This window comes from Priestia koreensis, assembly GCF_022646885.1.
GTDB classification, from domain to species: Bacteria; Bacillota; Bacilli; order Bacillales; family Bacillaceae_H; genus Bacillus_AG; species Bacillus_AG koreensis_A.
Map to the genome: position 1 here is coordinate 2,740,808 of NZ_CP061868.1, position 23,217 is coordinate 2,764,024.

A 23,217-nucleotide genomic window follows, 5' to 3' on the forward strand; every position below is an offset into this window, starting at 1 on the left:
TTTAAAAACCGAAAACGGAAACAACCCTTGTTATGACAGTAGTTGTTAGTAGATGTATTTGCAGAAAAAACAAGAAATAATTTTACACACTTGTTACATATGTAAAGCCAATATGTTAAAAACGGTGAATATCATCCTGGTTTTATTTATGTGAAGAATGATTCTTTTTACTTATCAAAAAGATGCTACGTTACACATATTTAAACATCGATCATGCGGTGTACATTGTGTGAGCTGGGTTATGAAGAGCGAAAAGACGGCACTTCTGAGTCTCTTAAAAAAATAAAGTTTATCTAAATTTGGTGCCCCACCTTCATTACTTGTGGAAAAAGATAGGGCCTGGAAGCAAAATGTGCTATATGAGTTACTTACTCGTGATTATTTCTCATTCTTTTTGGAGATTTTATAAGTAACAAATAACAGGAGGTTGTCCTTGCTTGAACATTAATCCTCACAATCCATTAACCGCATCAGAATTATCCTTACTTTGGACATCCTATTTAAACGATTCTATGGCAACTTGCGGGATTTCGTTTTTCCTTGAACACGTGGAAGATGAGGAAATTCGAAAGCTGTTAGAGTTTGCCCTAGATATGTCAAAGCGCCACGTTGCTAAGGTAACGGCTATTTTCAATGAAGAAACATATCCGCTACCCCAAGGCTTTACAGAAGAAGATGTTAATTTACAGGCACCCCGCCTTTTTTCTGATGTTCTGTACTTACACTACATCGCCAATATGGGAAAGTTTGGGCTAACTGCCTACAGTGTCGCACTGTCTACATCGAGTCGAGATGATATTGTTGCCTATTATTCAACGGCTATGCAGGAGACGATTGAGCTCCACAATTGGGGTAAGAAATTAATGAAGAAAAAAGGGATCTATACGCATGATCCAAGTCTTCCGACACCAAGAGGTATTGATTTCGTCAAAAACAAATCGTTTTTAAAAAAGAGTCGTCCTCTTCTCGGTGTAGAAATTGCCAACCTGTGGTATAACTCGCTTCGAAATGCACTAGGTCAAGCTCTTATTCAGGGATTTGCACAAGTAGCAGAGAAAAAAGAGGTTCGTCATTTTTTTGCCCGCGGGCGAGAAATTGCGGGGAAGCATTTCAAAGTGTTTAATGAGAAACTTCATGATGACTATATAGGTGAAGGTTCTATCCTTCTCACTAGTGAAGTGACCGACTCTCAACAGCCTCCTTTTTCAGATAAATTGATGATGTATCACATTACTACCCTCATTGCATCAGCAGTTGGACAATACGGTGCCGCCATCTCATCGAGTCCCCGTCATGATCTGGGATTGTTGTATACACGCCTTTGCGCGGAGATTATAAACTATGCGGCAGACGGAGCGCATATGATGATTGAAAACGGCTGGATGGAACAGCCACCGCAAGCAGCTGATCGAAGAAAGCTTGCAGAATAAAATGATGGAACAGCTTCTTCAAGCTGTTCCATCATTTTCTCTTATACATACGAAATTCTTACCTATTATAATTTGTCACATTTTTATTCAAAATTGAACTGACGATGCCTTTTTCCTATGTTACAATCAACAAGCTCGCACTTATAAGAGTTAATTATCCTAATAACTCCCTTTTTGCTAGAAAATTTTTCTTCAAAAATGTATTTTTTGTGAACATAAGCTTCAATGGGTGAGCAATGACGTTTAAAATTGTTATTATTTAGATAGGCAAATTAATTAGTGTTTCATGCCTTACGTAGTTTTAAGCAGGGAATGTGTTATTATCGGCCCATTTTCGGTATACTGATAGTAAGGTTTGATAATCTTGTAAGTAGAGAAAGGAATATCGTACTAATGCAAAGTAATGCAAACATTTATACAAACGTAGAGGATTCGCCTACAGCGGAAAAAGAAAGCTTGCTCAGCATTCTTTCCCAAACCGTGAAGGTCGGAATCATTAAATCAAATTTAATTCCAATGCTCGCAGGTCTCACACTGGCCTTATATACGTATCATTACAGTTTGCTCCCAAAACTTCCGAACATCATTCTAGCATTTATCGGTTCGGCACTCGTTATTGGTGCAGCATGTGCATTCAACAATCTGTATGACCGCGACATTGATTCCGTCATGGAACGTACGAAAAATCGCCCTACCGTAACAGGTGCGATTAAGCCAGCAACGGTTATGTGGCTGGCCATTATTATGACGATCGTCGGACTAGGAGCACTTTATTTTGCATCTCCTCTGTCCTCATTAATGGGCTTTTTAGGAATGTTCTTCTATGTGGTCCCATACACAATGTGGACAAAACGTCGCACGATCTACAACACAGAAGTCGGCAGTATCTCTGGGGCCATTCCAACATTAATTGGTTGGACAGCTATTAAACCAGACCTTAGCCATCCGGCAATTTGGGGATTATTCTTCATTATGCTCATTTGGCAAATGCCTCACTTCTATGCTATTGCACTACGTAAATATGATGAGTACAAAGCAGCAAACGTACCAATGCTACCAGTTGTTAAAGGCATGAAGCGAACATACCTGCAAACAAATATTTATCTTGTACTATTGATTGCATCAAGCTTCTTAATGGCTCCACTAAGTTGGGGATTAACAATTGTTGCGCTGATCTTAGGTGTTATTTGGTTAATACTAAGCTTACGTATTTACAATAAAGCCGATACAAAAAAATGGGCAAAAACATTATTTATTTTCTCACTCATTCACATGACCGCGCTATTCTCAACGGTTATCGTGTACTCATTGATTGGAATGTTTTTATAAGATAACAAAACCCCGCTTGGAGGCGATCCGAGCGGGGTTTTTTATGTAGTGTTCCCTGAGTTAATCAATAGAGTAGATCTTTAGGACCTCGTATTGATTTGGAGTTCCCTTTTCCCATAAAATCTTCATAAGTTTAAAAAAGATACAGCTTTAGTAATGATTCTTTAAAAACTCTACAATATCATGGTTAATCTTTACTAGATTTTCTTCAGATGGGAAATGTCCCATATCATAAGTCTTAAATGCGATTAAATTTGGAATGATTTCTCTAGCAACTTTATTTAATTTACTTTCAGGAAAAAAGATGTCTTTTCTTCCTGCCAAGATCAAAGTGGGTGCGCTATAATGTGATAATTCTTCCTTCGTAGTTAATTTAGGCATTTCTTGTTCAAGTCGAATATATTTAAATACATCTCCAATAATTTTTTTATCCATTTTTCTCATACCATTATCTGACATCGTAGCCGTTATTTCATTGAGATATTTTTGTGATGAAGTAGCTTTAAATAAGACTAAGGGAAGTAAGATATCTTTAACCATTCTCACCTTAGATCCTAATCTTATTCCTGCTGGTGATACCAAGACAGAGCAGTCAATTTTGTCGGGCATAAATGTGGCTAATCTTAAAATAATACCTGCACCATAGGACGGACCAACAAATGCACTACTATTTATAGTAAAGTAATCCATTAGTTCCTTTATCCACTGCGCAAAACTATCGTCCTTCGCTGACATTCTATTTTCATCGCTGTATCCTGGGTGACCAATTGTATCTGGTGCATAAACTCTGTATTGATCTACGAGTGGTAAAAACCAAGACAGCGTCATTGGATTTATACAATTACCACCCTGAAATATAAAAATGGGTTTTCCTTCTGGTGGTCCTGCTACAAGAATATGTGTTTTACCATAACTTGTATCAACATAGATCTGCTCGATATCAAAATCAAACGACTTTAGATAATTATCGTAATGTTGCGTAATAAGTCTTTTCCCTTCACTTTTATAAATGGTTTCTTTCCCCAAAAAACATCCCTCCCCTATGCTGATAGAAATAAAGATTTATAAGCCGGTTATGACTAACTTTCGAACTCTCCTTCAATACGATTTGTAGCAACACGCTTTCGTTCTTTTTGTTAGATTACAGAACAACCGTTCATTTTCATTCAACTACCATCCGAATTGTTGATCATAGATTTTTACAAAAGGAATCAAAAAAAAGATATCGAATGTATTAGTAAAAGGAGCGTGACCTACGTGAAAGATCTATTGTCAGATCAGCTTTTAGCAAACGCGAACGATCGAAGTTGGTATGAGCCCTTTTCTGTGGCCGTTGCACAACTTTCAGAAGAACAAGCTCACTGGAAACCAACTCATGAAGTAAACAGCATTGCTGAAATTGTGCAGCATTTGCTGTACTGGAATAAAACATGGCAAATGAGATATATGGCGAACGATATTCATGCTGTTCCGTCTATTGGAGACAACAATAAAAGCTTTGAGCTAGGAGATGCCCTACCCTTTAAGGAAATGAAGGCCACCTTGCTTTCTACTCTTCTAAATTGGCAGGAGCTTATGACAGAGTCGCAGCTTCAAGATAGTGTTCAAGGGTTTTCAGAGGATGTCCACTGGTGGCAGGTAATAGGAAATGTAACGACACACAATGCTTATCACGTTGGACAGATTATCGTGTTAAGAAAACTTCAAGGATCTTGGCATTCTCATCACGTGTGGTAATGCTAGTACGATTTAATAAACAAACATCTGGTTAGTTTTTGGTCAAAAATAGGGCAGCGTTCAATTTAGACGTTCCCCTATTTTCTATTAATCTCCTTGCAGCTGCTTACCAGTGTGCCTGAAGCTTATTGCCATTTGGATCATAAAAGTGAAAAAAGGCATGGCCATTGTCTTTTTTTATCCCCTCAACCTTCACTTCATTGTCAAGTAAGTGTTGATGAAATTGGGATAGTTCTGGACTAGTGAATCCAATGCTGAATTCTGGTTGATGATTGATTGTAAAATGGGAAAATGTTTTATCTTCGGTCGGAACTAAGATCAGTAGAAAGGGACCTTCATTTACTTTTAAAATTGCCATTTCCTCTGTATTGTTCACTAACTGAAGCCCCAATACATCTGTATACCATCGTGCAGACCGCTCCAAATCTTTTACAGGAATTCGAATATAATGTACTTGATCAATAAATGATTTACTCATTGCCTTCTCTCCTTTTAATTCGTCCTCTATGTAGAATAGTTCTTTTAAATTCATACTTTTCCTTCTCACTATTGAATGAACCCGCCTATCGTTGGAACGATCAACTTTATTTGTCATAATGGGTGTTAGCTGAGAAAGAACACCGTCTCAAACCATTATGATGTCCTTCTTCCTCCAAAAATTCGCGCTATTTACTGAGAAAACACGCATGCTTTAAACAGACTATTGTCGCATTGTTGAGCTCCCAACTATTTGTCCCTACACTTTATATCCCTGCATTCTCTTCCTATTATCATTTCCGATTAAAAATAGTGGAGAATCGATTTGTATTTTGAGTCTTTAAACCTATTACTTTATTCATCCATTTTACTATAATAATGGAGTGAATGTTAAAAAATGAAAAAATCATACATATTTACAGGAGGAAAGAAACAGAATGAGCAAACGTGGGAAAATAGGGAGGGTACCCTTATATGCAGTTTTAATTTTAGGAGTTGGGATGTTGATTTATCGAACGGATGCAATGCCATTTAGTTATCATCATTCCAAATACAATGGTGAATTTCCAATTCCCAATCATGCAAAGGACCACGGGGTAAATAAAAAGAGAAATGTCGAACAATATGTGTGGGGATCTGATCATATGGATGAATACAAAATTCCTCTTCGTTACCAATTGGCGATTACATTAGCAGGATGGAAAAGGCTAGATATATCACCGGATGGAGAGAATACTCCTTTGTTTGAGAAAGATGGCAAACGTGTCTATCTTGACAGCTATAGTGACAGTCTAAAAGGTGAACGTTATATTACGATTTATGCAGAAAATTGACATAAAGTAGAAAAAAGAGAATAAGTGTAACGTGTCCAGAAAAAGAATGGTTTTTTTGACTAATTTAACTTAAGGATCTTACGTACTCCATTAAGCTTTCTTATATCTAATCATAGCTATTTAGGGAAACGCCTGTAATCAAAGACGTTTCCCTTTTCATGCATTTTCTTTACTGTGAGCTGTCTTGACTACTCGTTAATCGCGCTTCTAACTTCTCCTTCACGCCTTCCCAGTCACTATTAATAATGCTAAAAAATACAGAGTCACGATACGTACCATCTTTACGAATCATATGATTACGTAGGACGCCTTCTTTGATCCCGCCAATTTTCTCAATCGCTTTTTGTGACCGAATGTTTTGGTTATCTGTTTTAAACTGTACTCGGATGAGGCCCAGCGTCTCAAAACAGTAGCGTAAGAGAAGGTATTTACATTCAGTATTAAAATCTGTTCCCCATACAGATGGGTTGTACCATGTCCAGCCGATTTCTAGACTTTTAGTCGCCTCTGAAAGTGCTAAAAACCTCGTTGAGCCAACTACTTTATTCGTTTCACGATCCAAAATAACAAAAGGCATTTCCTCACGATTTGCTTTCTTCAAAAGCGCCTCCTCAACCAATGTCGCCATTTCCTCTACCGTATGTATGTCTTTTGATAAATGACTCCAAACCTGTAGGTCCTTCCCTGCCTCATACAATCCTTGTATATGTTCACGCTCCATCGGAACAATCCGAGCTCGTTTTCCTACTAGTTCAGTAAACATTCCTTTCACTCCTTTTTAATAAACAATCATCGTAATGAAATTTTACATTTTTTTCAAATTGCAGACAATCTCTATTTTTGTTGAAGGTGAGCAGATAAAAATATTTTAAGGTTTTCTTCAGATACAGGCTCGTATAAAACGTACTCGTTTGCGCGTTAATAGGTGAAGCCTCTCCATACGAGGCTTCACCTATTAGGCTTTATCACCGTATACCACACGGCAAGTAGTAAGATAGATTGTCCGTAATTTGATTACCGACGCGAAACCCAAAGGCACTTGGCCGTCCACTCAGTAAAAATGTTCCTGTCATTAAGTGTCCTTCCTGAACCCCCTTTTCGCTCTGGAACGCTACCTTTGGCAGGTCCACGTACTGCTGGTAGATGGACACATATTGAGTATAGCTTTTATGGGGATCTTGCATCGCAAGTTCTCCGTCCTCATCATAAATCTCAACGGTGTCCCCTTCCCTGCCAAACACGGGCTTCTTCACGTATTTCATGCGGTTCTCCAAAAATGGATCTGCTTGAAAGTAAGTTGCAAGAAAGTGCAGATTAATCCACGTATGTTCTTCTTCTGTGAAAAACGGACTTCGCTCCTCATGAAGAGACCAGATGATGGCCATTAGCGCTTTGTTTTGAAGAAGAAACGCACTTGGTGGGTTAATGATTCGTAGTTTATTCTTAACGACAAGTTCGAGTAAGTACTGTCCAATAGGCTCGCCTGTATCTGGATCTTCATCTACAACAAGCGATTCGATTGGGCTCGTTTGTCGATATAATACATCGATCTTCTCCCCGTCGCCATCAAACAATCCCTTGCCGCGTATGATAGTCAACTGCTCTAAAGGAACATATTTAGATGGGATCCCCGAAAGCTCTTGAAGATAATGCAGCGTATAGCGATCTTCTACATGCTGGGCATGAGAAGTAAACACAAGGTAAGGCATCTCGTTCTTATTTACTTTACGACATTCACTTGTAATCGCATCTTGTAAAATGGCTTGTAGCTGAAGTTCCGCCCCTTCATTTGGATTATCATAGCCAAACTCTTCGCAAACTTTCCCGTTAACATGAAAAAGTTCTTTAATAAACGTCGGCGTGTCACTGTTGAATTCTAGTAGCTTCTCTACGCCATTTACCTCCACAGAATCAAAGCGCCCAATAATTGTTGCGTTTCTCATCGTATGCAGGCGAAGAAACGCAATGGTTTCTTTCGGGTACCCAATTTCCTCCAGCCACTCATCCTTTACCTGTTCCGAGCGAAGCAGAGCTCCTGCCTTAAAAAAGATTTGTCCGCACCGATAAGCAAAGGTATGCTTTTGTCGCCTTTCCTCCTCTGTTACTTCTCGAATATCAAATAAACTATATTCCTGTCCATAGAGGTCAGCCCAATAATCTGGAATATTTTCATAAAAGTTGTGTCGTGTTTCTGAAAAATGATGTGTCAATTTCCCCACCCTCTTTCGTTTTGATCTATAATAGGGACTGAGTCATTCTATAGTCGTCAAAACCCTATTCGTAGGAGGCATAACATGAAAAAATTAGTGTACTACATTGATCGAGGAAATGAAAACTATGAACGCTTTTATGAATACGCAGCTTCAAACGTTGACTCTGATGAGTTATATGCAAGACAGCTATGTACATATCTTATAAAAGATGAAACCGAATATCAGCTTTTATACAACGAAATGGCAGCTGATGAAGAGTTTCTTATTTTGCAAGAGCTTCGCCCAAATAAACGCAACATCGATGAAAAAAGCTATCTTTATGGATTTAACGGTATTCCAATTGAATTTCGAACGATTGATTCATTGAATCAGCATACGCTTCTTACGGCTACTTCGGTTCGTGATCACTGGTCAGCGATTCGTTATTTGTTAAAAGATTACGTTCAAGTTCCTGATCACGGTTTGTATGAAGTTACGTCTACTGAGTTAGATGAAGACCGTGGATGCTATGTTATTTACGTAAATGAATGAATCTCAGCATAAAGGAAAAGCAGAGTGAACATTGTGTCCTCTGCTTTTCCCTTCTCTATTAATACGTTAAACACTGAGCGATGACCCAGCCAACTGACAGGGAAACAAGCAATAATAAAATCCCTACTGCCGTGTTGTTTTCTTCCACCGCTTTTTTAATACTAAAGCGAATCGTTACAAGTTCAATCAGAATATATAAAACGATCTGCGTAATGATCCCTACAAATCCCCATATAACCATGTCCATGAGATCAATGGAATGTGCAATGGATGAGCCCAATACAAAAGCCAATCCCAAGAGCTTTCCGCCCATGACCATTGCGGCCGTTTGATTCCCTTTTCCAATAAGCGCTAATTCTTTTGTGCGCGTGCTCACCTCGAATAATACAAATCCAATAATGAGCATAAGACAAGCAAGCCCAGCGTATGCCAAGTAGTTTAAAAATAAATCCAAAATAACGACACTCTCCTTTTTAACTTATCCTCCAAATACAGATCGACTTCCACTTCCGAACCCACTGCTTTTTTTATACGATTTAAAGCTAGAGCTTTTATGTAGACTACTGCGCGTTTTATAGTACGTTCCATTATGATAATAGCTTCCGTGGTGCCCAGAGCTGTCATCATCACACTCCCATACTTGATCCTTTGAGTCATAGTCCCAGTCTTTGCATTCTGGATCTGATGGTGGGCTCCCTGCTGCGGATGATGATGAACATCCTGTGAGTGCTACAACAAGTGCAGCAGCAGACACTCCTGATAAAGCTTTACTAGACGTTTTCACCGACGTTTCCCCTTTCCCTTTCTTACTTAGTCTTTTTCCATTTTATAACCTATTCTTGATTTTCTTGGAACATCACGAAAATTATTTTATCACAGCTCTGTTTCTGGAAAGATGAGAACATTTTCCTGTTTTGATTCAGAAAATAATGGAAAATGGTACGTTGATTATTGTAAAAAGAGAACAATTGTTCTATAATGGATACAAGAAAATAATTCCAGGAGATGTTTATATGTATTTAGCAAAATACGATATAGAATTTAAATCATTCATTGATGCTTACACGTTATCAGAGGAACAGCTTCAGTTCACCGGAACGCCGAGAGATGCCATTCAGTTGTCTGCTACAGATCGTGATCGACACTCTATTTTAGCAATCGAAGACGACCGGCTTGTCACCTTTTTTGTCCTTCACGAACAAGAAGGTCCAAAGCCTTATTCACAAAATCCTTATGCGCTACTAGTACGCGCTTTTTCAACAGACTATCATCACCAAGGAAAAGGATATGCCAAGCAAAGCCTACTCTTGCTTCCTTCTTTTGTTCAAGAGCACTTTCCTCATATAAATGAAATTGTACTAGCCGTTAATGTTCGAAACACGGCTGCTCAACACCTCTACAAGGCATGTGGTTTTCTTGATGAAGGGGTTCGCACGATGGGGAAAAAGGGAGAGCTTGTTGTGATGAGCTATTACCTAGAGGTACTGGTGTAAGAGAGTAATAGATTAAAAATGAAGGAGGATTTTTCTATGTCAATTTACTATAAAGTAATCGGAGAAGGCTATCCCGTTGTCATGTTACACGGGTGGAGCCTTGATCATCATATCATGCTACATACGCTAGAGCCTTTATTCGAGAACCGTATCGGATGGAAGCGTATCTATATTGATTTACCAGGAATGGGACAATCAGCATCCTCACCTTCCATTCAAAATTCAGATCAGATGCTAGAAGCTGTATTGAACCTGTTAGATGAGATCATACCTAACGAACCTTTTATTGTTTGTGGATATTCGTATGGAGGATATATGGCTAGAGGAATTATTCACGCTCGCCCAAATCAAGTTCACGGTGCATTTCTTTTAGCACCAATGGTCGTTCCAACTTTTAATGAGCGTATCTTACCTGACCATTCTGTGTTAAGACGTGATAAAAATCTATTAGCCCGTTTATCACCGGAAGAAGCCACAGAATTCGGCTCAATGGGAGTTTCACAAGGAGAACATGAATGGGAAAGATTTCAACATGACGTTTTAATTCCTGCAAAAAAAGCAGATGAGGCGTTTTTGACTCATATTCAGGAAAATGGGTACGGTTTTAGTTTTGATATATCCACTACTCTCCATTATCCCGCCCTCATCATTACAGGTCGTCAGGATCATATCGTTGGTTATCAAGACACATGGCAACTAATTGAGGAATACCCAAGAGCTACTTTTACTGTGCTTGATATAGCAGGCCATAATCTACAGTATGAGCAAATAAATGTAATTAACGCACTTGTTCATGAATGGCTGAATCGTCTTGAAGAAGAGGTTACGTTAACTAAATAATGTGCAATTATAGTCTTATTTTGTTTGTGGCATACGTTAGACATAAAAAATTACAAGCATTCGTCATACTACAGACCATGCTTGTGATTTTAGCCACTTTTTATTCCCAAGAGCAGCTTAAACTCCCGCCGTTTTTTCCGTGTATATTTAAGTCCTTCTCTACTATCTAGAATACCTACGTGCTGTCCAATCCATATTCGCACGTAGATAGATTGTAGTTTAATAGGGCCGATAACGCCTTTTTCCTCAAACTCCGTTCCGTCCTGCAGTTCCGTTTCCGTTCGAACCAGCCACGTATTCCCAATTCCGAATTCGATAAATTTCATCATTGACCCCCTGTATTAGCAGTTCTACTTGTTTCATAAGTTACTTTTGTATAAAAGCTGTTCTAAAATCTGCTGATTGAAGTGACCATCCACAGCTGTCGGCAGATCACGATCAACCCTATCAGTTGTTATGTAGATGTACGTTTTATCAATAAGAGCATATAGCGCTGGATAGTAAGCCTTTTGTTCAGGGGATAGATGGTATGGAACAGGAGATAATTCAAGATTGAGTTCCTCAAAAGCTTGTGTTGACTCTCCTAAAAGAATTCGCTGATCGTTTTCTATCACTAAGGTTCCTTTTGTCCCAAATACCTTTAGCATAGAGTCAAATTCGTGATGAATGCCTGAGAGAAGCTGAAGTGAAAAGGAAATGTGATAATTAATTAATCCATGAATGAAGAAGGCATCGTCAGCATCACGTCTTTCTCCCCCACCGTTTTGTATGTGTGTATGCAACATGCCTTGAACGTACGTTATTTCCTGAGATGTCATCCATCGTACATTATCAATCATATGAGTACCTAATGCACCAAGCATTCCCCCAAACTTTTCTTTTTTCCCCATCCATCCTAGTGCTTCATTTGTTAATGTCTCATACCTTGCGCTAGATATGTGGTGTTCAATATGCAGAATGTCTCCAATCTTTTGCTTGTCTAAGAGTTCTTTTGCACGTTGTCTAATAGGAAAGTATCGCCATTCAAAGTCGACAACTACTTTCACGTCATATTGCTTTGCCATGTTTACAATTTCCAAAGACTGTTCTTGATTCATCATAAATGGCTTCTCACACACAATATGAATGCCTTTTTGAATAGCATATTTTACAATAGAATAGTGATGAAGAGCAATCGTACTAACGAACAAAATCTGCAATTGCTCGTTATCTATCATCTTTTTCCAATCCTTGTAGTGATTAATGCCTTGCTGTAATGTTTCATGCAAGCAATGCCTACTCATTGTACATACTGAGACAACGTCCATATGAGGGTGTGTTTGAATAATAGGATATTGCACTCTCAATCCAAACCCACCTCCAATAATTCCAACTCGCATCTCTGATCTCCTTTCCCTTACCTAATCACTTGTTTTCAACCAGCTACTTATGTGAAATTATACCAAAAAATACCTTTTATATGATAAGATAAAAAAGCTTCGTTTTGATGTATCAATGGAGCTATCATTCTTTTATTCACTCATCATTTTTAAAAGGCGGATGTACATAATGACAAAAACAATTATTTTTATTGGCCCAATTTGTTCTGGAAAGACAACAGTTGCAGCGCTGCTAGCAAAGAAGCTTGATATGCCTCAGTGCTCAATTGATGATGTGAGGTTCACGTACTATAAAGACAACGGATTTTCCGAAGATACGCAGCGTGAAATTCGTGAGCAAGAGGGATTTAACGGTGTGTATAGCTACTGGAAACCGTTTGAGGCGGATGCAGCGGTGCGCATTGTAAGAGAATATCAACATCACATCATCGATTTTGGAGGCGGACATTCTGTATATGAAGATCCCCTGCTTTTTAAGAAAGTAACTACAGCACTAGACGCCGAGCCTTATATCTTTCTCCTGCTACCAAGTGCAGATCAGAAAGAAAGTGTTCAAGTATTAAATGAGCGTTTGCTAGAAGTAACAACAGATCCACAAGTACATGCTATTAACGAGCACTTTGTTACTCACCCATCAAATGAGCGATTAGCTAAATACATCATCTATACAAATGGTAAAACACCTGGTGAAACGGCAGAGGAGATCGCAAAGATTGTCAATAACTAAACGGGTGGGAGGATCTACGCTGATCCTCCCACCCGTTTACCGATTAGCTGATTTTTAGAATAATAGACTTTTGAATTAGTAATTCCCTACTTGCTTCTAACTCTTCTGAATAAAGTCAAGCGCTTCTAATAATAAATCCGGAAAATCAGGAGGAAAGAAGTGACTCACGTGAAGAACGATCCTTAAAGACAGTTTCTTTAAGGGAAAGGGATGTTATACTCGTTGACTACTTTTTTAAATATTTTGTTCAAGTCATCATTTTTTATTCCGTTTTCAGAGGTCTCAAATTCTAGACTGCATTCCTTTAGACGAACCTCAATACCTGTATACAAAATCTCATAAGCATGTTCATTATTAGGTGTTGAGAATTATGTAGAACCAGTACCCATTGTTCTAACACATGTCTTGTTAATTTTTGTTCTTCTGCCATCTGAATGGACGTAAAAGTATTTGTCATTAACTGTTCCGTACTCCATATCTGGTGCCGAGGTCGCATAATATCCTTCATGATTAATATCGAAAACAGAGTAGTCCTTTTCTTTCTCTAGAGAAGGAGCTCCTTCAACATTAAAAAATACATACACATTTCCCTCATAACCTTTGGGGAGTAAATAAATATTATTCGTTTTATCGTTACTGCCAGAACAACCGCTTGATACAAACAAAGCTATTAATAATATAAGAATACACTTAAAATAGGTATACATTCCTTCTCCTTTTTGTAAGACATATTGTGTATGTAGTCGATTAAAATAAAGGAAGTTTCTTGAAATTAAATGAAAACATCTACAAAGAGAAAATAAGGGTTGAGGCACAACAAAGGCGCTAAGAACTGGTTAGATGTACACTAGGAAAACCAAACCCTTTAAAAGTCCATCTCTTAAAGGAGAGGACGAACTTATAAGCTCACAAACCAAATTTATTACGAGAGCGATTTATTTATAATGTGTTTCAATTTTCCTGTTCAAGGCATTGTGCATGTAGTCAAACTGATAATGAACAACCAGTCGATTCGCTTCTTTCCACTCCAATTTGTATGCACCTTCTGAGAATGGTTTGTAGCCGTTGTTTGTTTGGGAGTTTGCCAAATGAACCATATACATTTTTGATTCCGACAATTGGTATAGGGAACCGTATCCCCTTTCAACCATTACAAAGTTTTTTTGATTATTAGGAGAGGAAAAAAATGTGTAGTCTGTCTCTATGAGAGAAGTAAAAAGAAATGACAGTAGAATGAAAAAGGCTCCTACCACAATAACCAATCCTTTTAATACTTTGCCTTTCATTAAATAAGTTAAGGAGATTACCGCTGTTAGTATAAGCAAATTAAGTAATGTCTGATTACTAATTCCTCTAGGTGGTGTTCCTAATAGTATATACACGCCATTAAATTGCAATAGTAGCAATAAAAAAAGTAAGATTATACTTAGTGTAAAAAGAATAAGAGCTATCTTTGAAAATGTTTTTTTGCGCCTTTTATCCAACGGTTATCACCACCTTTAAATACGCTAAAAATTTCTTTTTGCTGTTCCGCAAAGCTTGTTTCTGACACTCTATTCACCCTCCTAAAGCCCTTTCGAAATGGTCCGAAATATTGTACATATTATCTTAAAATCATCGTATTCTATTGGTCTACACCTCTAAAGCAATTCCATTCCTACTGCTTCTACTCACCTCGTTTCTCTCCTACTACTGTAAACGTATTGAGCGGCTTCACCCCGTGCATGTTTACCGCTTCTCTAAGCACGTATACCTGAGATCGTAAAAGCTCCATAAATTTAGCTGGCAGATGTGAGAGGGCGTTTAGCTCCGAGTCGTACTCTGACAAAACGTAATGAACTTCCCACTCTCCGTCTTGTAAATCAGGCGACGAAATGCTTTCTGCACCATGCACTGTCCATCCAGCTTTTTTCATCGTTTCTTCTATATCTGCTCTGGTGAAGAGCGTTCGTACATTTGAAAAGCTATTCTCTTTAAACGCCTCATACTGTGCCTGAATGTGCACGGCTAAAAAATGAGCGAGCTGTTCTGTACTCGTTGTTCGTATATCCCATTCCGCTACGTATAACTTCTTCCCCCACGTTCGGACTTTTTGAAGGACGCGCAGTAATTGATCAGGAGACTGAAAGTACCACGAGCAATGTGATAAGACCACAGCATCAAATTCGTTTTCAGCAAAGTAGACTTCCTCTGATAGAATATCCGTTTCAAATGAAACGTGAATTTGCTTGCCGAGCGGAGAATTTTTCAAATATGCCATAGAATCACCCACTGTAATCGGGCTGCCATAGTCAGGAGATGCGATATCGACACCGTGCACAAGCCCCCCTCCACCTACTAAATGCGCTAGTACAGCGGTCGTATCTCCTTGACCACATCCTACTTCTAGTAACCGGTCACCTTTTTTAATTCCCCACGCCCCCGCTAGCTTCAGTCGATGATTGGTTTGAATGATCTGAATCTCTCGGTGTGTGTGACTAACTGCCATGCAGTTAACAATAGACTGTAAGATTGATTCTTTTATAATGGTCACCCTCTTTTCAAATGATTCTCTCTTAATTCGCTTAGCGGTTCCTAAAATCCTTGATAAAAGAGGAAATAGCTAGAATATTGTCGAAGGTAGGAAAAATAATAGAGTTCAGTCAAGAGAACGTTGTTTTTGGGGGACTACTCGTACGATTCCTTTCTACATTATGTTCCACGTGGTTTACTAAAAAACAGCTACATATCAATCACCTTCTATCCACCTATAAGGAGCTGCTGAAATGATAAAAAGACTAGGATGTTTTCACGCACATCATTCGAATATAGCGGTAATTGACAATGCATTAACAGACCTAGAAATAGAACTGATTCATTTCGTTGATCCAGGTCTTGATCGGATCAAAAATGATCTTCACACAACGGTAGACGTTGTTCAGTCTCGAGTTAATGCAACGCTCGACTGGATTGCTTCCGTGCACGTGGATGCTATTTTAATCACGTGCACGTTTTTTACAGCCCACTTAGACGATCAACTGGAGTATCCTGTTCCGATTATCAAAATAGACGAGCCGTTGTTTCAATGGATTAGTAACAATCATCACTCACATTTGCTCTTGTTCACAAATCCAAATACGATTGATGGAACGATAAAAGGATTAGAGAATTATGCAAAGGAACATCGGCAAACGATCGATGTACAGCCCTACCTCATTCCAAACGCATTTGAACTACTCATGAATGAAAAAAAATCTGACTATGAGAGAACGATTTTTAATGCCATGCAAGAATCAATTAAAAATTATCCTGATAAAATTATTTCCGCCGCGCAGCTGTCGATGAGTTCGGTTGCCGAGTCTCATACAGAGAAGCGGATCATGAATCACTATAAGCTATTAGCTCCTTACATAAAAAAGGTGTTGTCTCATCTCTAAATATAAATCATTCCCCTTCTCATTCACACATAATAAATGACTCATTTTATCCCATTGGCTACAATGAGTCATAAAATTTATGAGCGTTATATAGAGAGTAAATGATCTTTTTGATTGGCTAGAAATAATTATTCAAAAATAACAAATAACATCTATAACAACCATCTTGGTAGAAACATAAGGATAAAAATATTTCCAAAATACCCCTTGACATTTGTAAAAAATATACACTATAATCGCAACTATCAACTACAAAAGCACGGCTGGCGTTGACAAGGACACGAATTATTTTTGTCTTTCTTCTCAGAGAACAGGGTCACTGGCTGAGAGCCCTGAAGAAAGGAAAATAATTTACCACCTTTGAGCTGTTGGGGGGAAATGCGTCATGCAGATTAACTTCAACCGGGAAATCCGTTATCTTTTTAGAGCGCAGGCATTTTTCGCCTGCGGAATTCAGGGTGGTACCACGACCGCACTCGTCCCTTTCATAGAGACGAGTGCGGTTTTTTTTGCATTTTGTAGTCAACATTTGAATAATAGCATTGAAAAGGACACGAATTACGCTTTCCTTTCTTTCCAGAGAACGGGGTCATTGGCTGAGAGCCCTGAAGAAAGCAGCGTCATTTACCACCTTTGAGCTGTTGAGGGGAAATGCGTCATGCAGATTAACTTCGACCGGGAAATCCGTTATCGTTCTAGAGCGCAGGTGCTTTTTGCCTGCGGAACTTTAGGGTGGTACCACGACCGCACTCGTCCCTGTCATAGAGATGAGTGCGGTTTTTTATTTGCACATTTTAAAATTTTAGGAGGAATGAACATGTCAAATCACGTAGAAGCAGAAAAACGCAATCACAGAAAATTAGGTCAGGAGCTAGAGCTTTTTGCATCAATGGAAGAAGCACCGGGAATGCCGTTCTTTTTACCAAACGGAATGATTCTTCGCAACGAACTCGAAAATTACTGGAAACAGCAGCACCAAAAAGCAGGCTACCAGGAAATTAAGACGCCAATTATGATGAAACAGGAGCTTTGGGAGCAGTCAGGTCACTGGGATCACTATCATGAAAATATGTACTTCTCAAACGTAGATGAACAAAATTATGCCATTAAACCGATGAACTGTCCCGGCGCCATTTTAGTATTTAACCATAAGCGAAGAAGCTATCGCGAGCTTCCTGTTCGCTATGCAGAACTTGGCCTTGTCCATCGTCATGAACTGTCTGGATCGTTAAACGGATTACTACGCGTACGCTCTTTTACACAAGATGATGCCCACATCTTTGCACAGATGCACCAAGTAAAAGAGGAAATTAGCAGCGTATTGTCAATGATCGATCAATTTTATGCGCATTTTGGTTTCAAATACAAAGTTGAGCTTTCCACTCGTCCAGAAAACTTTATGGGAGCTGTGGAAATATGGGATAAAGCCGAGGCCGCGCTACAATCTGTGCTTGATGAAAAGGGCTTGGATTATCAAGTTAACGAAGGCGATGGCGCGTTTTACGGACCTAAAATTGACTTTCATCTTTTAGATTCTCTAGGGCGTAGCTGGCAGTGCGGAACTGTGCAGCTTGATTTTCAAATGCCAGAGAAATTCGGTTGCACATATATTGGAGAAGACAATCAGCCTCATCACCCCGTTATGATTCACCGTGCGATTTACGGCGCCGTTGAACGCTTTATGGCGATCTTAATTGAGCATTATGCAGGTGAATTTCCGCTATGGCTTGCTCCTGTGCAGCTAAAGCTCTTGCCTATTGCAGATGCACACGTAGCTTACGCCTACGAAGTGAAGGAGAAGCTTTTAGCGTACGGATACCGCGTGGAAGTTGATGAGAGACGCGAGAAAGTCGGCTTAAAAATTCGCGAAGCTGAAATGCAAAAGGTGCCGTACATGGCGGTAATTGGCGATCAAGAAATAGTGAAAGGAAGTGTCGCCCTTCGTAAGCATAAAGAAGGAAATGTGGGCATCGCGAGCATCGATGAGCTTATTAAACGATTTGCTGAAGAGGTATGAGCATGCGAAAGTATTCGTAAAGGATGCTTTCCCCCTTTTTTAATCCATTTTTAATCGTTTATCCGTATCCTGAAGAATATCGTTCTAGACGGCATTTGAACTGGGTAAAATGCTTGAAAGATGGTAAAATTAGTATAGCGAGTTTGTACAAGCACCCGCTTCTTACATATGATTTTGTCTTCAGGAGGTGAAGCGATGAACGAAATTGTACATTTATTAAATCAATACGGGTACATCGTGTTGTTTATTTCGTTAATGCTTGAGCTAATTATTGTCCCAATCCCAAACGAAGCGCTAATGAGTTATGTTGGTGTTCTTTGTTATCAGGGGGATTTGAACATTTATTTATCCATTTTGTCCGCAGGACTTGGTGGAGTTGCCGGAGTAAGCGTATCTTATTGGATTGGCTATAAGCTTGGCGCGCCGTTCTTCCGTAAATACGGTCATTATGTGCATATGGGACCAGATAAACTTGAAAAAATGGAAAAATGGTATGAAAAATACGGGCGTGTATTGGTGATGTTTTCGTATTTCATTCCAGGTGTGAGGCACGTGGCGAGCATTTTTTCCGGTGTCATTCATCTTCCTTTTCGAATTTTTTCGATCTTTGCTTACATAGGCGTTTTTATTTGGGTCGGCACGTTCATGATGCTAGGAAATATTTTAGGCCCAAAATGGCATGAATACGAAGGCGAAATCAAAAAATGGCTTGTTGTCGCAAGTATTATTGTAGCAATTGTAGGGATTCTGTATTTCGTCATTAAAACGAACTTATCCTTTATTAAAGAATCAGCGGTGCTGTTATTTGAGTATATTTTCCAACGCTACCATAGCTTGTTGAAGATTAAGTTCATCGTTCTGAGTTTTCTGCTTTTGTTTATTGCGTTTATTACCTTAATGGTCATCGCACTTGAGAACTTGATTAGCAATGAATTTGGTAACTTTGATGCGATTATAGGAGCTATTATTTTATCTGTATTTGGAGGAAAATATGTTACGTTGATGCAAGTTATGTCGAATCTCTCGTCTTGGTGGGTGCTAGGAATTGCATCGTTCATTACGCTTGTGCTTATTTTCTTTAATCGAAAGCACCGCTGGATGGAGATGATCTTCTTTGCTGCGACGGTTCTGCTGACTTTCCTATCCTCAACGGGTATTCATTGGCTTCTTCATTACTTCATTGATGGAAGCATGATTAGCCCTACGGTTCCAGACGTTCGTACGATGCTATTTTTATCGGTGTTCAGCTTTTTCTTTCTAATGGTTGCCCGTCATCACGGAAACGTAGCGCTCGGCGTCACGTCTTTTGTTTTGTACATCGTCGTTCTCGGCCTGTATGCGGTCAGCGGCATTTACTTATTCCGCTTCTTACCAAGCGATATCGCCATTAGCTACTTATTTAGTGCCGTACTTGTAAGCGGTGGACTGCTAGCGCTTGAGACGTTCCGCTTTTTAGCGTTAATTAAGGAGCACATGTACAAGGAAAAACAGCGTGCATAAGATAAGGAGAGACTTAGCGTCTCTCCTTTTTGTTAGGTATGTATTAATCAACAACCTTATCAATAAGCAAATTTATAGCCCACATCAGTCAAAATACCACTCACGTTTAGTAGAAAGAAGGATCGTCATTTCTCTTGATGTTTCGGTTTGCATTCCAATAAACAGGAACTAGCACATTCGCTGTCGAATTCTCTAACAATATACATAGACGATAACAGGTTCATTTTAGGTGGTGAAAATATGTCTTCGGTTTCTTTATTAGGAATAAACAGCTGGATTAATGTCGCGTCCGCCGTTCTTTTGGTCATTGGGTTTTATTTTACGCTCAGCTTTCTTCAAGCGTTAAAGGAGGAAGATGTGCGGGTGACCAAACAGCTTAAGCTTGCTGCTGTTACATGTATCGGTGCGGCGCTATTAGCTCCTGCACTGTATCAATTGTACATTTACTTCAGGGTGGTATGATGAGTCCTTCTTTACAGAAGCTCTCATCGTTTCTCCTGCTGCGTTTATCTTCGTTTTATAGTCCAAAAGCTTCTATCGCTTCGCCACTAATCATCTTCTCTAACTGCCGTGCCAAGTCATCTACTCCAGCCAGATAGGTGAAAAGGAAAAAGTGTGCACTCATCGCATATGGAGCTTCTGTATGTTTTTTGACTTTCACCTCTACGGCAATTTTTCCTACCACGTTATATTTGAAAAAGCGCATATATACATAGTGATTGAAAGTAGGTGCCTCGCCGCCAGTGATCCATACCATTTCTTCTTTTGCCATAGTGGTCGAAAAATGAATCAACTTTTGGTACAAGTCATGTAGCTCTTCGGTATCAGTGTAGATATCAAGATTAACTGCTGCGTCATGGCTTTGCAATGAGAGCGTTGCTTCAAAAAAATCATCGTCTAGCCAGTTTTTATGTAGGTGAAACGCATACTCTCTCATCCTAATTCCCCCTCAAAAAATCCACTGACCGACCGTATACAAGCCAACTAACATAATTCCAAGCAAAATTACGATAAAAAGCAGACAACCAACGCCTAGAAGCTTATCTTTTAACGTTTCTTTCCCCACATCTTCTAGTAGCTGACCTTTAACGCGCCCAGTTACTTTAGTTTCCAAGTGAATCGGCAGGTGCTCAATCACATCTCGGTCTCCTTTAAACTTAAGAGCTCTTACGATGTGATGAGTATTGTTCCCAAATGTACGCTCAAATTGGCGACAGGCCTCTGCCATTTCGGTAGTCTTTTCACTTTCCAAATACCAATAGCGTCCTGCCATTCCTGGATATTGCAGCTGATCGTAAATATCACCGAGCATTTTACGAAGCCAAAGCTCATTTGGATAAGTAGAAATGAGCCCGTGCAAGCGATCACGAGCTTTTCCTAAATCTCCTGACTTTATATCCTGCTCAATTTTAGCTAATGTTTCTGATGATACTTCACTCATGTTGTCCCTCATTTCCACTTACTTTTTGTTTCCTTCTTTAATCGTAAATCCATATAAAACAAGGCAAAAGCCAATAATCATGACCAATAGTTCAATACCAGCTAGACTCGTCGCTGAATCTGCCAAAATAAATCCCCCCATTAAAATCATGCTGATGCCAAGAAGCATCCACCGAACGGCTCTCATATGACTCCCCCTTTTGGAATATTCTTGTCCTACTAACTAACGACTTCACACTATGATAGAGCACCAAGGGTCTCTACTCGGTTTCGGCCATTGTTTTTGGCGTAATATAACGCTTTATCTGCCTCTTTAATCAGTTCATTAAGGTTCTCATGATCATAAAACTGAGCGACACCGAAGCTTGCTGTAACGGCAATAGCGGTCGTTTCGTAGTAAAATGGACGCTGTTCAAGCCGTTTACGAATTTGTTCTGCGATGTGGACGGCTTCGTGGAGCATCATATCAGGAAGCAGTGCAACAAACTCCTCCCCACCGTACCGAGAGAGAATGACGTGCTCCTCTAGTAATTTTTGTGTCGTACTCACAACGTATTTAATCGTCTCATCTCCTGCTTCATGACCATACGTGTCGTTAATCGATTTGAAATGATCAATATCAAAGATAATGAGCGATAGCGCTCGCTGATCCTCTCGATAGTTGCGTATATACGCCTCGCCTTTTTCTACTAAATATGATCGGTTAAAGCTATTTGTAAGTCCATCCTTATACGCCCGTGTTTCCAAATCTTCTCGCAACAACCGTTCACTTGTAATGTTACTAAGTAAAATCGTTCTTCCTGCTAGCACGCCGTTCTTCTTATACAGTGGATAAATATGAAAGAGGACAAATTCCGTTCCATTCTCAGTCTTCCATTCTATCTCTCTTTTTATCTCCTCATCTTTCTCATACTGCCAATCGGGAAGATCAGTCTCAATCATTTGTGCATCCCATACCTCTTCTACCCGCTGCCCAATTGAAAATCGATTTAATCCCCCGAGCATGCGGCCTGCGACTGCATTAAAGTCAACGATATGGTTGGACGGATCGAGCACAAGAACACCGTCTCGCATATGTTCAAACACATATTCTTTTGCGATCGGTGCAATGACAAGCATGTCTGAAGATAAAATGGCAATGACATACAGCGTAGATGTGATGCACATAACAGCGGGAACAGGGTCCATGTTATAAGGAGCTTGCCCCATTAAATAAAGAAACGAAGCGATCATTGGAAGCAGTGAGGCGACAATCATCGCCCCGAGCTGTAGACGATAAGATGCCTTTACATTCTTCCCGTATGCAAACAGAATGCAAATACACGCAAACAGCGAGCCGAACGTATAGCTTCCGTGAATGACATAAAAAGGCCCAATTTCAAGATCAGCTAGCACCCATGACCCAACGTTTTTTAAAATAATGGCTTTGTAAAACAAGTGATGGAAATTATTTGTTAAGATGGCTGTGACGCTGATGAGCGGAACAACAAATATCAGCACTAAATTTCGTTTTGTTAAGTAACGGTCAAATCCTAAAAACTGCATCGCGAGAACTAAGTTTAGCGGTGGAATAAATGGTAACCCTAAATACTGCAGCTTAATCATTCCATCAATTTCTGTAAACGTACTTCCTGTCAACTCTAATGCGTGGCCAAAAATGTAGATGCAAGAGGTGATGCAAATGAGAATAAATGTCGTACTCCCCGAAAACGTGCTTCGCTTTACGTACGCTAATATTCCCAGTAAAAACGTAACAACCCCTGATATACAGATAATTACCACATAATCAAATATATATAAATTCATGTCCAATCCCCAATTTCATGCGTTATCTTTTTCTATCCCTATCATACTT

The 23,217-nt window shown here is 39.4% G+C and carries 28 protein-coding genes; 13 read left to right on the forward strand and 15 right to left on the reverse strand.

Features of this window, described 5'->3' with window-relative positions:
- Positions 1-437: 437 nt before the first annotated feature.
- A complete protein-coding gene (locus IE339_RS14330) occupies positions 438-1,430 on the forward strand; it encodes a DUF3231 family protein (protein WP_242168545.1) in 993 nt (330 codons plus the stop codon).
- 393 nt (positions 1,431-1,823) lie between these two features.
- Positions 1,824-2,759, forward strand: a complete 936-nt coding sequence (gene cyoE, locus IE339_RS14335) for a heme o synthase (protein ID WP_242168547.1) — start codon at positions 1,824-1,826, stop codon at positions 2,757-2,759.
- Positions 2,760-2,909: 150 nt separating this feature from the next.
- Here cyoE and IE339_RS14340 read toward each other — a convergent pair whose 3' ends face one another.
- Complete coding sequence (locus IE339_RS14340) at positions 2,910-3,785, reverse strand: alpha/beta fold hydrolase (RefSeq protein ID WP_242168549.1); 876 nt, start codon at positions 3,783-3,785, stop codon at positions 2,910-2,912.
- Positions 3,786-4,007: 222 nt separating this feature from the next.
- Between IE339_RS14340 and IE339_RS14345 the strand changes: the two genes are divergently transcribed.
- Positions 4,008-4,496: a DinB family protein gene (locus IE339_RS14345; RefSeq protein ID WP_242168551.1), complete on the forward strand. Its 489-nt coding sequence runs from the start codon at positions 4,008-4,010 to the stop codon at positions 4,494-4,496.
- Between the two features lie 106 nt (positions 4,497-4,602).
- Here IE339_RS14345 and IE339_RS14350 read toward each other — a convergent pair whose 3' ends face one another.
- The gene (locus IE339_RS14350; protein ID WP_242168553.1) at positions 4,603-4,974 is read right to left on the reverse strand and encodes a VOC family protein; all 372 of its coding nucleotides are present in this window, start codon (positions 4,972-4,974) and stop codon (positions 4,603-4,605) included.
- Between the two features lie 436 nt (positions 4,975-5,410).
- Between IE339_RS14350 and IE339_RS14355 the strand changes: the two genes are divergently transcribed.
- Positions 5,411-5,806, forward strand: coding sequence for a hypothetical protein (locus tag IE339_RS14355; RefSeq protein ID WP_242168555.1), 396 nt, complete (start codon positions 5,411-5,413; stop codon positions 5,804-5,806).
- A 169-nt stretch (positions 5,807-5,975) separates the two neighbouring features.
- On the opposite strand, the gene IE339_RS14360 is transcribed toward IE339_RS14355, so the two are convergent.
- Together IE339_RS14360 and IE339_RS14365 are read right to left on the reverse strand one after the other, a co-directional pair.
- Positions 5,976-6,569 carry a GNAT family N-acetyltransferase gene (locus IE339_RS14360; RefSeq protein WP_242168557.1) on the reverse strand — a complete coding sequence of 198 codons (594 nt, stop codon included), beginning with the start codon at positions 6,567-6,569 and terminating at the stop codon, positions 5,976-5,978.
- 202 nt (positions 6,570-6,771) lie between these two features.
- Entirely contained in the window at positions 6,772-8,025 is a 1,254-nt protein-coding gene (locus tag IE339_RS14365; protein WP_427582464.1) for a glutathionylspermidine synthase family protein, read from the reverse strand.
- 75 nt (positions 8,026-8,100) lie between these two features.
- Between IE339_RS14365 and IE339_RS14370 the strand changes: the two genes are divergently transcribed.
- A complete protein-coding gene (locus IE339_RS14370) occupies positions 8,101-8,550 on the forward strand; it encodes an RNA helicase (RefSeq protein WP_242168561.1) in 450 nt (149 codons plus the stop codon).
- A 58-nt stretch (positions 8,551-8,608) separates the two neighbouring features.
- On the opposite strand, the gene IE339_RS14375 is transcribed toward IE339_RS14370, so the two are convergent.
- Both IE339_RS14375 and IE339_RS14380 read right to left on the reverse strand, forming a co-directional pair.
- The gene (locus IE339_RS14375; protein ID WP_277933910.1) at positions 8,609-9,004 is read right to left on the reverse strand and encodes a DUF350 domain-containing protein; all 396 of its coding nucleotides are present in this window, start codon (positions 9,002-9,004) and stop codon (positions 8,609-8,611) included.
- A gap of 24 nt (positions 9,005-9,028) precedes the next feature.
- A complete protein-coding gene (locus IE339_RS14380) occupies positions 9,029-9,334 on the reverse strand; it encodes a hypothetical protein (RefSeq protein ID WP_242168562.1) in 306 nt (101 codons plus the stop codon).
- A 229-nt stretch (positions 9,335-9,563) separates the two neighbouring features.
- Between IE339_RS14380 and IE339_RS14385 the strand changes: the two genes are divergently transcribed.
- Both IE339_RS14385 and IE339_RS14390 read left to right on the forward strand, forming a co-directional pair.
- Positions 9,564-10,043: a GNAT family N-acetyltransferase gene (locus IE339_RS14385; protein ID WP_242168564.1), complete on the forward strand. Its 480-nt coding sequence runs from the start codon at positions 9,564-9,566 to the stop codon at positions 10,041-10,043.
- Between the two features lie 36 nt (positions 10,044-10,079).
- Positions 10,080-10,883 (forward strand): alpha/beta fold hydrolase, encoded by an 804-nt coding sequence (locus IE339_RS14390; RefSeq protein ID WP_242168566.1) that lies wholly within the window; start codon positions 10,080-10,082, stop codon positions 10,881-10,883.
- An 89-nt stretch (positions 10,884-10,972) separates the two neighbouring features.
- Here IE339_RS14390 and IE339_RS14395 read toward each other — a convergent pair whose 3' ends face one another.
- Positions 10,973-11,209 (reverse strand): DUF3977 family protein, encoded by a 237-nt coding sequence (locus tag IE339_RS14395; RefSeq protein WP_242176205.1) that lies wholly within the window; start codon positions 11,207-11,209, stop codon positions 10,973-10,975.
- 33 nt (positions 11,210-11,242) lie between these two features.
- Positions 11,243-12,262: a Gfo/Idh/MocA family protein gene (locus IE339_RS14400; RefSeq protein ID WP_242168568.1), complete on the reverse strand. Its 1,020-nt coding sequence runs from the start codon at positions 12,260-12,262 to the stop codon at positions 11,243-11,245.
- Positions 12,263-12,431: 169 nt separating this feature from the next.
- Here IE339_RS14400 and IE339_RS14405 point away from each other — a divergent pair, with 169 nt between their 5' ends.
- Positions 12,432-12,989 carry a shikimate kinase gene (locus tag IE339_RS14405; protein ID WP_242168571.1) on the forward strand — a complete coding sequence of 186 codons (558 nt, stop codon included), beginning with the start codon at positions 12,432-12,434 and terminating at the stop codon, positions 12,987-12,989.
- A gap of 368 nt (positions 12,990-13,357) precedes the next feature.
- On the opposite strand, the gene IE339_RS14410 is transcribed toward IE339_RS14405, so the two are convergent.
- From IE339_RS14410 to IE339_RS14420, 3 genes are all read right to left on the reverse strand, one after another.
- Positions 13,358-13,696: a DUF6843 domain-containing protein gene (locus IE339_RS14410; protein WP_242168573.1), complete on the reverse strand. Its 339-nt coding sequence runs from the start codon at positions 13,694-13,696 to the stop codon at positions 13,358-13,360.
- Positions 13,697-13,924: 228 nt separating this feature from the next.
- Positions 13,925-14,473: a hypothetical protein gene (locus IE339_RS14415; RefSeq protein WP_242168575.1), complete on the reverse strand. Its 549-nt coding sequence runs from the start codon at positions 14,471-14,473 to the stop codon at positions 13,925-13,927.
- Between the two features lie 182 nt (positions 14,474-14,655).
- On the reverse strand, positions 14,656-15,570 hold the full coding sequence (locus tag IE339_RS14420; protein ID WP_347342728.1) for a class I SAM-dependent methyltransferase: 915 nt from the start codon (positions 15,568-15,570) through the stop codon (positions 14,656-14,658).
- A gap of 184 nt (positions 15,571-15,754) precedes the next feature.
- Between IE339_RS14420 and IE339_RS14425 the strand changes: the two genes are divergently transcribed.
- The 5 genes from IE339_RS14425 (at position 15,755) to IE339_RS14445 (ending at position 20,384) form a co-directional block, all read left to right on the forward strand.
- Entirely contained in the window at positions 15,755-16,405 is a 651-nt protein-coding gene (locus tag IE339_RS14425; protein WP_242168579.1) for a hypothetical protein, read from the forward strand.
- 385 nt (positions 16,406-16,790) lie between these two features.
- Positions 16,791-17,042, forward strand: coding sequence for a hypothetical protein (locus IE339_RS14430; RefSeq protein ID WP_242168580.1), 252 nt, complete (start codon positions 16,791-16,793; stop codon positions 17,040-17,042).
- A 180-nt stretch (positions 17,043-17,222) separates the two neighbouring features.
- Positions 17,223-18,422 (forward strand): threonine--tRNA ligase, encoded by a 1,200-nt coding sequence (gene thrS / locus IE339_RS14435; protein WP_242168582.1) that lies wholly within the window; start codon positions 17,223-17,225, stop codon positions 18,420-18,422.
- Between the two features lie 195 nt (positions 18,423-18,617).
- On the forward strand, positions 18,618-19,922 hold the full coding sequence (locus tag IE339_RS14440; protein ID WP_242168584.1) for a DedA family protein: 1,305 nt from the start codon (positions 18,618-18,620) through the stop codon (positions 19,920-19,922).
- Positions 19,923-20,162: 240 nt separating this feature from the next.
- Positions 20,163-20,384 (forward strand): hypothetical protein, encoded by a 222-nt coding sequence (locus IE339_RS14445; protein ID WP_242168585.1) that lies wholly within the window; start codon positions 20,163-20,165, stop codon positions 20,382-20,384.
- A 55-nt stretch (positions 20,385-20,439) separates the two neighbouring features.
- Here IE339_RS14445 and IE339_RS14450 read toward each other — a convergent pair whose 3' ends face one another.
- Genes IE339_RS14450 through IE339_RS14465 form a run of 4 tightly spaced genes read right to left on the reverse strand, consistent with a single transcriptional unit; the run spans position 20,440 to position 23,168 of the window.
- Positions 20,440-20,859: a hypothetical protein gene (locus IE339_RS14450; RefSeq protein WP_242168587.1), complete on the reverse strand. Its 420-nt coding sequence runs from the start codon at positions 20,857-20,859 to the stop codon at positions 20,440-20,442.
- A gap of 12 nt (positions 20,860-20,871) precedes the next feature.
- Positions 20,872-21,363, reverse strand: coding sequence for a DUF6584 family protein (locus IE339_RS14455; RefSeq protein ID WP_242168589.1), 492 nt, complete (start codon positions 21,361-21,363; stop codon positions 20,872-20,874).
- 18 nt (positions 21,364-21,381) lie between these two features.
- On the reverse strand, positions 21,382-21,549 hold the full coding sequence (locus IE339_RS14460; RefSeq protein ID WP_242168591.1) for a hypothetical protein: 168 nt from the start codon (positions 21,547-21,549) through the stop codon (positions 21,382-21,384).
- Positions 21,550-21,599: 50 nt separating this feature from the next.
- The gene (locus tag IE339_RS14465; RefSeq protein ID WP_242168593.1) at positions 21,600-23,168 is read right to left on the reverse strand and encodes a histidine kinase N-terminal 7TM domain-containing diguanylate cyclase; all 1,569 of its coding nucleotides are present in this window, start codon (positions 23,166-23,168) and stop codon (positions 21,600-21,602) included.
- Between the last annotated feature and the right edge of the window lie 49 nt (positions 23,169-23,217).